The sequence below is a fragment of the Tropicibacter sp. S64 genome, assembly GCF_049803835.1.
Taxonomy (GTDB): Bacteria; Pseudomonadota; Alphaproteobacteria; order Rhodobacterales; family Rhodobacteraceae; genus Pacificoceanicola.
The window spans coordinates 243,852-255,180 of sequence record NZ_JBNAGK010000009.1 but is presented as its reverse complement, the minus strand read 5'-3'; the positions used below and the strand labels follow the sequence as shown (position 1 = coordinate 255,180).

The 11,329-nt window shown below is 63.6% G+C and carries 9 protein-coding genes and 1 pseudogene; 5 read left to right on the top strand and 5 right to left on the bottom strand.

Features of this window, described 5'->3' with window-relative positions:
* Positions 1–121: pseudogene (locus ACP159_RS15960) on the top strand (IS30 family transposase); the annotation flags it as partial.
* Positions 122–244: 123 nt separating this feature from the next.
* On the opposite strand, the gene ACP159_RS15955 reads toward ACP159_RS15960, so the two are convergent.
* On the bottom strand, positions 245–1,162 hold the full coding sequence (locus ACP159_RS15955) for a LysR family transcriptional regulator (RefSeq protein WP_425100706.1): 918 nt from the start codon (positions 1,160–1,162) through the stop codon (positions 245–247).
* Positions 1,163–1,306: 144 nt separating this feature from the next.
* Between ACP159_RS15955 and chvE the strand changes: the two genes are divergently transcribed.
* The 3 genes from chvE (at position 1,307) to mmsB (ending at position 5,200) form a co-directional block, all read left to right on the top strand.
* Positions 1,307–2,359 carry a multiple monosaccharide ABC transporter substrate-binding protein gene (chvE, locus tag ACP159_RS15950; RefSeq protein ID WP_425100704.1) on the top strand — a complete coding sequence of 351 codons (1,053 nt, stop codon included), beginning with the start codon at positions 1,307–1,309 and terminating at the stop codon, positions 2,357–2,359.
* Positions 2,360–2,453: 94 nt separating this feature from the next.
* Complete coding sequence (gene mmsA, locus ACP159_RS15945; protein ID WP_425100702.1) at positions 2,454–3,974, top strand: multiple monosaccharide ABC transporter ATP-binding protein; 1,521 nt, start codon at positions 2,454–2,456, stop codon at positions 3,972–3,974.
* An 11-nt stretch (positions 3,975–3,985) separates the two neighbouring features.
* The gene (mmsB, locus tag ACP159_RS15940) at positions 3,986–5,200 is read left to right on the top strand and encodes a multiple monosaccharide ABC transporter permease (RefSeq protein WP_425100701.1); all 1,215 of its coding nucleotides are present in this window, start codon (positions 3,986–3,988) and stop codon (positions 5,198–5,200) included.
* Positions 5,201–5,253: 53 nt separating this feature from the next.
* On the opposite strand, the gene ACP159_RS15935 is transcribed toward mmsB, so the two are convergent.
* Positions 5,254–6,915 carry a hypothetical protein gene (locus ACP159_RS15935; RefSeq protein ID WP_425100700.1) on the bottom strand — a complete coding sequence of 554 codons (1,662 nt, stop codon included), beginning with the start codon at positions 6,913–6,915 and terminating at the stop codon, positions 5,254–5,256.
* 301 nt (positions 6,916–7,216) lie between these two features.
* Here ACP159_RS15935 and ACP159_RS15930 point away from each other — a divergent pair, with 301 nt between their 5' ends.
* The gene (locus ACP159_RS15930) at positions 7,217–7,555 is read left to right on the top strand and encodes a hypothetical protein (protein ID WP_425100699.1); all 339 of its coding nucleotides are present in this window, start codon (positions 7,217–7,219) and stop codon (positions 7,553–7,555) included.
* Positions 7,556–7,568: 13 nt separating this feature from the next.
* Here the strand turns inward: ACP159_RS15930 and ACP159_RS15925 are convergent, their stop codons facing one another.
* From ACP159_RS15925 to ACP159_RS15915, 3 genes are all read right to left on the bottom strand, one after another.
* Positions 7,569–8,912, bottom strand: a complete 1,344-nt coding sequence (locus ACP159_RS15925) for an NAD(P)H-dependent oxidoreductase (RefSeq protein WP_425100698.1) — start codon at positions 8,910–8,912, stop codon at positions 7,569–7,571.
* 118 nt (positions 8,913–9,030) lie between these two features.
* On the bottom strand, positions 9,031–10,254 hold the full coding sequence (locus ACP159_RS15920) for an acyl-CoA dehydrogenase (RefSeq protein ID WP_425100717.1): 1,224 nt from the start codon (positions 10,252–10,254) through the stop codon (positions 9,031–9,033).
* Between the two features lie 141 nt (positions 10,255–10,395).
* Entirely contained in the window at positions 10,396–11,187 is a 792-nt protein-coding gene (locus ACP159_RS15915) for an FAD binding domain-containing protein (protein ID WP_425100697.1), read from the bottom strand.
* Positions 11,188–11,329 lie beyond the last annotated feature (142 nt).

Below are 11,329 nucleotides of genomic sequence, written 5' to 3'. Positions count from 1 at the left end.
GGCGCTGTCAAATCGCAAGATGAAGGCGATTTGCGACCGCCTGAACGGTACGCCCAGAAAGTGCCTTGGTTGGCGCACCCCCACCGAGGCCTTCAGAGCCGAGATGATGAAACTGAGATAGCGGAAACCGTCGCAACGACCCTTGAGCCTTCACCATCGAAACCAACCCCATCCGTCGTTCCGTCCAGATGCGGAGCCTTGCGCATCGTGCGAAGATCGCGCTGCAACCATCCGTTTCTGCGCATCAAAGGCTGCGCAGCACCTTCTCGAACACCAGTGTCGCCGCCTGCGTCAGCTGCCGCGTGTTGTGGCGGATGGCGAAATACGGTGTCACGGTGATGTCCGCCGCGAGATCGAGTGTGGTCAGCCCGCCGCCGAGCGCCTCGCTGTCGAGCAGGTCCGCGACTTCGCGCGATTGCGGAGAAATGGCATCGGTCGAGGTGATCAGCGACAGGACGATCAGCAGCGAGGAACTGTTGACCACCCGGTGCGGTGTCGGGATGCCTGCACCGTGCAGTGCCGTTTCCACCGCCTGCCGGATCGGCGAGCCGCGTTCCTGGATCACCCAGTCGTACACCAGCAGGTCCGCCAGTCGCACGCCGCGCCGCCCGGCCAGCGGATGCGTGCGCCGCACCAGCAGCCGCACCGCCTCCGAGCGCGCCGGATGCACCATGAACTCGCGGCTGTCCTGCCAGCCCGGGATGCGTGCGAGGATGAAATCGAAGCGGCCTTCCTCCAGCCCCCGCACGAGATCCGTCGAGGGACTCACCTCGATGGTAATGGACATCTCAGGCGCCTCGGAGCGCAACTGCTGCACCACCGGCATCAGGATGCCGACCGCCGGGCCGGTGACCGCGCCGATGCGCACCTCACCCGCCTGCCCCTTGATCAGCTGCTGCACCTCGGTCTCCAGCCCGTCCAGCTCTGACAGCACGACACGGGCACGGCGCAGGAACGCTGCACCGACCGGCGTCACCTCCATGCCCTTCGGCGTGCGGGTGAAAAGCGGCGCGGTCACCTCCCGTTCGATTTCCGCAAGGATGCGCGAGGCCGCCGGTTGCGACATGTTCAATGCCCCGGCGGCAATCTGGATCTGGCCCACTTCGGCGATCTTCAGAAGCAGTTTCAGATGGGTGAGTTTCAGGCGGCGTATGAGGTCCATATGCATACCAATATCGTTATACCCAGCGCGCACAATAGCATTTTACAGGTATGCATGCCCACAATAGTGATACCATATGAGTCCACACGGGCTCGGGATAACAAGGTGCGGCGGACGGGAGCCCTGCGCCTCTGGGAGGTAACTATGAAACTCAAGACACTTCTGACCGCAGCCACCGCGGTCATCGCTTTCGCGTCCGCATCGTTTGCCGAAGGCACCGTGGGCATCGCCATGCCGACGAAATCCTCCGCACGCTGGATCGCCGACGGCGACAACATGGTGCTGGAACTGGAAAAGGCCGGTTACGAGGCCGACCTGCAGTATGCCGAGGACGACATTCCGAACCAGCTCGCGCAGATCGAGAACATGATCACCAAGGGTGTCGACGTGCTCGTGATCGCCGCCATCGACGGTACCACGCTGTCGAACGCGCTGGAGAACGCAGCGGCCTCCGGCATCTATGTCATCGCCTATGACCGCCTGATCCGCGACAGCGGCAACGTCGACTATTACGCCACCTTCGACAACTTCAAGGTTGGCGTGCAGCAGGCCACCAGCCTCGTGAACGGTCTCAAGGAGCGTTTCGGTGACGGCCCGTACAATGTCGAGCTGTTCGGCGGCTCGCCGGACGACAACAACGCCTACTTCTTCTACAACGGCGCGATGTCCGTGTTGCAGCCGATGATCGACGATGGCAGCATCGTCATCCAGTCCGGCCAGATGGGCATGGACACCGTCGGCACGCTGCGCTGGGACGGCGCGGTGGCGCAGGCCCGCATGGATAACCTCCTCTCCGCCCATTACACCGACAAGCAGGTGCATGGCGTGCTCTCCCCGTATGACGGCCTGTCCATCGGCATCCTCTCTTCGCTCAAGGGCGTGGGCTACGGCTCCGGCGATCTGAAGATGCCGATCGTCTCCGGTCAGGACGCCGAAGTGCAGTCCGTGAAATCCATCCTCGCAGGCGAGCAGTACTCGACCGTCTTCAAGGACACCCGCGAGCTGGCCCGCGTGACCGTCGGCATGGTTGACGCGCTTCTCGCCGGCGGCGAGCCGGAAATCAACGACACCACCACCTATGACAACGGTGTGAAGGTCGTTCCGTCCTACCTGCTCGAGCCGGTTTCGGTCGATGCGAGCAACTGGGAGGAAATCCTGATCGGGTCCGGTTACTACACCGAAGACCAGATCAAGTAAGCCCTTCTCCGCTTTCACTCCCAATGCCTGCCCCCTGCCCCGGACCATCTTCCGGGACGCGGGGCAGGCTCCTCTACTCTTGAAGGGGGCAAGCGTGACACCGCTTCTCGAAATGCGTTCGATCACCAAGACCTTTCCGGGCGTCAAGGCGCTCGACGCGGTCAATCTCAAGGTGATGGAAGGCGAAATCCACGCCATCTGCGGCGAAAACGGCGCCGGGAAATCGACCCTGATGAAGGTGCTCTCCGGGGTCTACCCCGCAGGCAGCTACGATGGTGAAATCCACTACGCGGGCGATCTGGCCCAATTCCGCGACATCGCCGATTCCGAGCATCGCGGCATCATCATCATCCACCAGGAACTGGCCCTCGTGCCGCTCCTTTCCATCGCGGAGAACCTGTTTCTCGGCAACGAACGCGCCACCTCCGGCGTGATCGACTGGCGCGAGACCTTCCAGCGCACCGAAGCGCTGCTCAGGAAGGTCGGCCTGCGCGAGGCCCCGGCCACCCGCATCGAACAACTTGGCGTCGGCAAGCAGCAGCTCGTGGAGATCGCCAAGGCGCTGTCCAAGGAAGTCCGCCTGCTGATCCTCGACGAGCCGACCGCCGCGCTCTCCGAGGCGGACAGCCAGGCGCTGCTCGACCTGATGCTGGAGCTCAAACAGCAGGGCGTCACGCAGATCATCATCTCCCACAAGCTCAACGAGGTCCGCCGCGTGGCGGATACGGTGACGGTCATCCGCGACGGCACGTCTGTCAGCACCATGTCCGCGGCTTCGGGCGAGATCACCGAAGATCGCATCGTGCGCGACATGGTCGGCCGCGATATGTCCGACCGCTACCCGGAGCGGCCGCGCAATCCCGGCGACGTGCTCATGGAGGTCAAGGACTGGAACGTCTGGCATCCTGAGCACGCCGAACGGCAGGTCATCACCGACGTCAACTTCACCGTCCGCAAGGGCGAAGTCGTCGGCATCGCGGGGCTGATGGGCGCGGGCCGGACGGAACTCGCCATGTCGATCTTCGGCCGCAGCTACGGGCGGAACATCTCCGGCACCGTCTCCCTGCACGGCCAGCCGATCGACGTCAGCCAGATCGACCGCGCCATCAAGGCAGGGCTCGCCTATGTCACGGAGGACCGCAAGTCGCTGGGACTCGTGCTGGACGAGGACATCCAGACGAACATCACGCTCGCCAACCTGCCCGGCGTCTCCTCCGCCGGGGTCATCAACGAGCGCGAGGAAACCACCGTCGCGGAGAAATACCGCAAGGCGATGAACATCCGCACGCCCTCGGTCTTCCAGAAGGTCATCAACCTTTCGGGCGGCAACCAACAGAAGGTTGTCCTCTCGAAATGGCTGTTCGCGGGTCCGGAGGTGCTGATCCTCGACGAGCCGACGCGCGGCATCGACGTTGGCGCGAAATTCGAGATCTACAGCATCATCAATGACCTCGCCGCGCAGGGCAAAGGCGTGGTCATGATCTCGTCGGAGATGCCGGAACTGCTCGGCATGTGCGACCGGATCTACGTCATGAACGAAGGCGAGCTTGTCGGTGAACTTACCGCCGAAGAGGCCAGCCAGGAGCGCATCATGTCGCTCATAGTCACAGAGTGAGGGAGGCCGTCATGGAACAGGCAACCGCGGACGCCCGGGGCATGGGCTATTACTTCAAACATCACCTGCGCGAATACGGTCTTCTGATCGCGCTCATCGCGATCATGGTCTTCTTCCAGGTGGTCACCGACGGCACGCTGCTGAAACCCGTCAACATCACCAACCTGTTCCTGCAGAACAGCTACATCATCATCATGGCGCTCGGCATGCTGGTGGTCATCGTCTCGGGCAACATCGACCTTTCCGTTGGCTCCGTGATGGGCTTCATCGGGGCCTTTGCCGCCGTGATGATCGTCGACATGGACCAGCCGGTCTGGCTCGCCATCATCGCCTCGCTGCTCATGGGCATCGTCATCGGCGCGGCGCAGGGCTACTTCGTCGCCTACTGGAAGATCCCGAGCTTCATCGTGACCCTCGCCGGGATGCTGGTGTTCCGCGGCGCGTCGCTGCTGCTGTTGCAGGGTCAGTCCGTCGGCCCCTTCCCGAAGAATTTCCAGAGCCTCTCCACCGGCTTCATCCCGGATCTGTTCTCCAAGGAGATGATGACCCCCTTCGCCGATCTGGCTGGCGTGCGGAACTTCAACGGGCTTGCCATGGCGCTTGGCCTGATCGCCGTGGCGGTGATCGTCTACCTCGGCATGCGTGACCGGGCACGGAACAAGAAGTACGGGATCGAGGATGAACCGCAGTCCTTCTTCGTCATCCGCAACGTCGTCGTCGGCGCGGCCCTCCTGTTCGTCACCTTCAAGCTCGCCACCTTCCGGGGGCTGCCGAACGTGCTGATTTCCATGGTGGTGCTGACGGTGATCTACGCCTTTCTGACCGCCAACACGACCATCGGCCGCCGCATCTATGCGCTGGGGGGCAACGAGAAGGCCGCCAAGCTCTCGGGCATCAAGACCGAGCGCCTGACTTTCCTGGCCTTCGTCAACATGGGGCTTCTGGCCGCCCTCGCCGGCCTGATCTTCGCCGCCCGCCTGAACACCGCCACGCCGAAAGCCGGCTTCGCCGTCGAACTCGACGTGATCGCAGCGGTCTTCATCGGCGGCGCGTCCATGTCGGGCGGTTCGGGCAAGGTCATCGGGGCCGTTGTCGGCGCCTTCATCATGGGCGTGATGAACAACGGCATGTCCATCGTCGGCATCGGCATCGACTACCAGCAGATGATCAAGGGCCTCGTCCTGCTCGCCGCCGTCTTCTTCGACGTCTACAACCGCTCGAAGTAACGGCCTGAGCAGCCCCACAGCAGGCCCCGGCACGCGCCGGGGCCTTTTTCGTGTCACTGCGCCCCGAAGTCCACCTCGGGCAGATAACGCTGCAACGCCGCCCGGGTTGCCGCGCCGCGCAGGAACTGGCTGTAGCCCACAAGCGGCTCGGACATGGCGGCGACCTTCGGCGCAAGATGGTCGATGACCGGCCGGTTGTTTTCGAGACGGGCCAGCAGCAACTGCATGACATCCGCGCCGGGTCCGCTGCGTTTGGCGATATACTGCGCCAGCGCCCGCTCCGCCTGCGCCTCCCGTCCCAGCACAAGCGACGCAATGGCAATCGGGAAATAGATGTATCCCTGCGGCTCGGCACTGAGACGCAGCGCCTCCTCGCCGCTCAGGATGGCCTGCTCGTACTGCTCCCGCGTCAGCTGCATGTAGGCCAGAACCGCATGTGCCGTGGCATCGCCGGGATTGAGGTCGATCGCATGCCGGAGCGAGATCTCCGCGCGTTCCGGCTGATCCGTCAGGCTCTGCACCGATCCCAGCAGCAGCAGCGCGTCCGGCGAGTTCGGATAGACCTGCGCGATGTTGGTCGCCAGCTCCAGCGCGCCCTCCGGCTCCCAGAGCATGTCCGCAGGCAATCCGGCGGTTTCCATCAGGTTGAAGCCCGGCACGGTGTGCATGACAACCGTGCCCCAGCTGCTCAGCGCAATCGGATCGTCTCCGACCTGCGCCAGAATGCGCTCGAAACAGCGGTACGCCTTGATGATCCGGTCAGGCTCGTATGTGTCGAAGAACATGTCTTTCAGGACGATGCAGCGGAACACGTCCACATCGACACCGCTGAGACCCGAGAGTCCCATGATCGCCGGCGCGGTTGTCTCGGTGGCGGAAATGTCGCGGACCACCGGGCCACCCTGCCCGCCGATCTGTCCGGCGATCTCCCGGGAAATCGCCGAGATCTCCTCGTAATAGTTCGTCCCGAGCATCTGGCCCTTGAACCGGGCACCGTAGACCACCGCGTTGTCCGCGCCCCGCTCCAGCCGGAAGGCTATGTCGGCGTCGTCGTCCAGTTGCAGGATGCTGCCCCGCAGCGTGAAATCCTCTTCATCCGTCTCGCGCTCGGGTGGCGAGGAGATGAACACGCGGTAGCGCCCAAACTTTTGCAGATCGCTGCCAAGCTGCCGCTGCAGCCCTTCCTCGAAAATATCGAGTTTCGGCTCGCCCGTGAGGTTCTGCACTGGCAGGATCTTGATCAGCGGGTATTGCACCACGTTGGGAGTAAAGAGGCTTGTGTAGACCGCGTAGAGGATCCCGCCGGTCGCGGCCAGCGCAAGCGCCGCGCTGCAGCCGCGCAGCACGCGGGCGCGATGCAGCCAGCCTTTTTGGCGGGCCCCGCGGATCAGTTCGAGATCGTAATTGCGGTTCGGAATGCTGAGGCAGTCGCCCTTTGGATTTTCGCCGTAGACCTCCGCCAGCGCGTCGCGCAGACGGCGCATCCTAACCCGCACCACCGTATCGGTCTTCGGATCAAAGGCACCGCCCCGGCCCAGAAGGTCTTGCGCGATGACATATTCCGTGGTCGGATCGCGGTGCCGGTCCGGATAGCGATCGCGCAGGAAAACCAGCAACTCGGACAGCGCCGATGACTTGCCAAAGCGCTCGGTTGCCAGAAGCCGGTCGACTTCGGCGGCCAATGCCGCTGCGCTGTCATCCGTCGCGTGGTTCATCGGAATGTGCAAATATCCTCGTTCCGCGATGATAGCAGAAGATACCGGATCAGGTGTAAAATTATCCGGAGCAACCGGACTGCGAGAAAAACGTTATATGTCAGAGCTTTTTATGCCGTGACACATGTTACATGGCGCGATGCCGACCGATGTAACACCCAGGACACTCCAAGAGGCTTCCAATCCCGGACGCGGCGGGCTTCAAGGCGCGAAATCCCCAATCAGGAACGAGAACGGGTCCATGATGCACGCCTGCCATATCAGACCGCCGGGGCCCTTGCTCAGCCCCGACAATCTGCCCTTGTCCCAGTACTTCGAGAAAAGCAGCCATGTCATCGGTCTCGGTCTGACCAAGGCGCTGAACGACGCGCTGGACCAGGTCCTGCCGAATTTCACGGCTGCGGCCAGTGTCGGCCCGGAAACGCCGACGTGGACGGAGGCCTGTGTCCTCGTCGGCGCCGACGCTTTCGATCCGGAGGCGGTCACCCGTACCCAGGCGGCGCGGGCGCATTTCGCACAGGCAGGGTTGGTCGCCCTGATTGCCATCACCTCCTTCGCGCCCGGCAGCTATCGCGATTTCATCCGGCTGAACGGAGCCGATGACTGCATCCTCGAAAGCGACGTCCTGGACACCCTGTAAAGGCCGGACCCTGCTATTTCGGCCCCATCTGCGCCACCTGCCGTTTGCGCAGGTCCACCACGTCGAGATCGTCCACGAACTCCACATCCGACATCCGCACGATGGTATCCCGCTTCACATCGGTCTTCAGCTTCACATGATGCGCGAGGCCCATGGGCAGGGCGTCGATGGCGACGGATTGCGCCGCCGGGATCGCCTTCGCCCAGGTGGCAAAGCCGCCTTCCCCGTCCAGGTACGACCCGGCCTTCAGGTCCGACTTCGCCGTCGCCACCGCATCGCCCCGGAACTCCTTGGACGAGCCGGTCGGCTCGCCCCGCAGCACGGCCGAGAGCACCGAAACCGACGTCTCCAGACCAATCAGGTGGAACGGCCGCCACATGGAGCCATACCAGCCGCTCTTGTCCGTCAGCAGGCCATACTGCTCGAAGCAGCCGCGTGTGTATTCGTCCGGTGCCTTGAACGTCACGAACATGCCGTACTGGATATGGTTGAAGACCTTCCGCCCGTCCGGCTCGACGCTGGCGGCAATGTCCACGAGACCGGTCTTCGGCAGCCGTCCACCCTCGGACTTCGGCTTGAACACATCCGCAAGGTCATGCAGGCCGGTGGGATAGAAGGCGAGGCCGTCGTCCGGACAATCCAGCCCGGTGCCATTGGCCACCGCCGCCATCTCGATCGCCGCCTTCGTGCCGTCGGTGAAGGAGTTGTACATCTTCGGATTGAAATCGCCCTTGGCGACGAACTCCTCGGACCAGCCGAAATAGCCCCAGACGGTCTCCGGCGTGCTGTACCTGAATTCCGGACGGAAATTCATACCCTTACCGGCGGATGTTAATTCAAAACCGCAAGAGCGGCACCAGTCCACCAGCTCGCAGATGAAGGCCGGCTGATCGCCGTAAGCCATCGAATAGACGAGGCCCTTCTCCCGCGCCATCCGCCCGAGGATCGGCCCGACCATGACATCCGCCTCGACGTTCACCATGACGATATGCTTCATGCCCTCGATCGCCATCAGCGCGTGCCGCGTGCCCGCCAGCGGATGCCCCGTCGCCTCGATGATGCACTCGATGCCGTCGAAGGCGCAAAGGTCCGCAGCCGAGTCCGTCACGAAGGTCTTGCCCGTGTCCATGGCATTGCCGAGCGAGGTCGCGGAATACTCGTCCTCCTCCCAGCCGGTGCGCTTGAGCGAGCCGCGCACCTTGCCCACATCGAGATCGGCCACGCCGACGATGTGATAGCCCTTGATCTTGCGCGCCTGCGCCAGAACCATCGAGCCGAACTTGCCCGCCCCGATCAGGCCGACGCGGACAGGTTTGCCGCCTTCGGCCCGCGCCGTCAGCATTGCATGCAGATTCATTATCCAATCTCCTCCGGATGTTGGACGAACTACACGCCCACATCGGCAAAAGGGCAAGGCTCCCGCCCTGCCCTTCTCCTTCACAAACCATGAAGAAACGCTTCAGGGTTGCCGCGTCTCAGAAAAACGCCTGCAAACCCGTCTGCGCCCGGCCCAGAATGAGCGCATGCACGTCATGGGTGCCCTCGTAGGTGTTCACCGTCTCGAGGTTCACCATGTGCCGGATCACCTGGAACTCGCCGGAAATCCCGTTCCCGCCGTGCATGTCGCGGGCCATCCGCGCGATGTCCAAAGCCTTGCCGCAGTTGTTGCGCTTGAGAATGCTGATCATCTCCGGCGCGCCCTTGGCTTCGTCCATCAGGCGGCCCACCCGCAGGCAGCCCTGCAGGCCGAGCGAGATCTCCGTCTGCATGTCCGCCAGCTTCTTCTGGAACAGCTGCGTCTGGGCAATCGGCTTGCCGAACTGCACCCGGTCGAGGCCATATTGCCGTGCCGCGTGCCAACAGAACTCCGCCGCGCCGAGCACACCCCAGGCGATGCCGTAGCGGGCGCGGTTGAGACAGCCGAACGGCCCTTTCAGCCCCTCCACATGCGGCAGCAGGGCATCCTCGCCCACCTCCACACCGTCCAGAACGATCTCGCCGGTGACGGACGCCCGCAAGGACAGCTTGTTGCCGATCTTCGGCGCGGACAGCCCCTTGAGGCCCTTCTCCAGGACAAAGCCGCGGATCTTGCCGCCATGGGCCTCCGACTTGGCCCAGACCACGAAGACATCCGCAATCGGCGCATTGGAAATCCACATCTTCGAGCCGTTCAGCACGTAGCCGCCCTCGGTCTTCTTCGCCGTGGTCTTCATGCTGCCCGGATCGCTGCCCGCGTCCGGCTCGGTCAGGCCGAAACAACCGATCCATTCCCCGCTCGCCAGCTTCGGAAGGTACTTCTGCCGCTGCGCCTCGGAGCCATAGGCATAGATCGGATACATCACGAGACTCGACTGTACGCTCATCATCGAGCGATAGCCACTGTCCACGCGCTCGACCTCCCGGGCCACGAGGCCGTAGGAGACATAAGACGCGCCAATGCCGCCGTATTCCTCCGGCACCGTGACGCCAAGCAGGCCCATCGCACCCATTTCGGCGAAAACCTCGGGGGCGACCGTCTCTTCCTCGAACGCCTTGACGATCCGTGGCGCGAGTTTCTCCTGTGCAAAGGACCGCGCCGCCTCCGCCAGCATCCGCTCTTCCTCGCTCAGCTGATCGGCAAGGCGAAACGCGTCCTCCCAATCGAACCGGCCCAGATCCGGAGCATCCTTGGGTTTCAGCTTGGGCTTTTCGGGGCTCATCTCGTTCATGGCATCCTCCAACGTTTGGAGCGCAGCATACGCCTCCGCGCCCCGAGGGAAAGCCCCGCCCGACGATTTGATCAAAAGAAAGGCCCCGGCTCTCGCGTGGAAAGCCGGGGCCAAACCGTGGATGTCGCCGCGTCAGCCGTTGGCTGCCGTCACCGCCCGTTTGGTGATAACGCCGACCAGATGGGCGCGGTAGGCTGCGGAGCCGTGCAGATCGGAGATCATGTCATCGGCGGAAGCCGAAAGACCGCTGATCGCATCGGCGGAGAAGTTGCTGTTCAGCGCCTCCTCGGCCTCGGTCCAGCGGAACACGCCGTTGTTGGAGGCGCCGGTCACCGCCACGCGCACACCGTCCGCACCCTTGGTGACGAAAACGCCGACGAGCGAGAAGCGCGACGCGGGCTGTTCGAACTTCACATAGGCCGCTTTCTCCGGGACCGGGAACTTCACCGCGGTGATGATCTCGCCTTCCTCGAGCGCCGTGGCGAACATGCCCTCGAAGTAGTCATCCGCCGCGATCTCGCGGGTGTTCGTCACGATGGTCGCGCCCGAGCCGAGCGCCGCTGCTGGGTAGCAGGCCGACGGGTCGTTGTTGGCAAGACTGCCGCCGATGGTGCCGCGGTTGCGCACCGCCGGATCGCCGATGTTGCCCGCCAGAGCCGACAGCGCCGGATAGCTTTCGGCCGTCTCCGCCGCCACCACCGCATGCGGTGTCGCGCCGCCGATCCGCAGCTCGCGCCCTTCCAGCGACACGCCCTTGAGCGCGTCGATGGCCGTCAGGCTCACCAGTTTCGAGGGCATTGCCAGCCGCTGCTTCAGTGTCGGGATCAGGGTCTGACCACCGCTCAGCGCCTGTGCGTCTTCCTCACCCAGCGCCGCCAACGCCTCGTCGAGGCTCTTCGGGCGCACTACGTCAAATGCATACATGTGTCTTTCCTCCCGGACCAGAAACCGGAGCGCACGCCCCCATGTTCTCTGGTCCCAAAAATACCTCGGGGGTCCGGGGGCAGCGCCCCCCCGCGGTGAGTGATAATAAGCCCTTGTTATGCGGCCCGAACCCCGGCGGGGG

What these genes read in the sequence shown, in the direction of transcription:
- ACP159_RS15955 (WP_425100706.1), bottom strand. Translation starts at nt 1,162, where the DNA reads ATGGACCTCATACGCCGCCTGAAACTCACCCATCTGAAACTGCTTCTG.
- chvE (WP_425100704.1), top strand. Translation starts at nt 1,307, where the DNA reads ATGAAACTCAAGACACTTCTGACCGCAGCCACCGCGGTCATCGCTTTC.
- mmsB (WP_425100701.1), top strand. Translation starts at nt 3,986, where the DNA reads ATGGAACAGGCAACCGCGGACGCCCGGGGCATGGGCTATTACTTCAAA.
- ACP159_RS15935 (WP_425100700.1), bottom strand. Translation starts at nt 6,915, where the DNA reads ATGAACCACGCGACGGATGACAGCGCAGCGGCATTGGCCGCCGAAGTC.
- ACP159_RS15925 (WP_425100698.1), bottom strand. Translation starts at nt 8,912, where the DNA reads ATGAATCTGCATGCAATGCTGACGGCGCGGGCCGAAGGCGGCAAACCT.
- ACP159_RS15920 (WP_425100717.1), bottom strand. Translation starts at nt 10,254, where the DNA reads ATGAGCCCCGAAAAGCCCAAGCTGAAACCCAAGGATGCTCCGGATCTG.
- ACP159_RS15915 (WP_425100697.1), bottom strand. Translation starts at nt 11,187, where the DNA reads ATGTATGCATTTGACGTAGTGCGCCCGAAGAGCCTCGACGAGGCGTTG.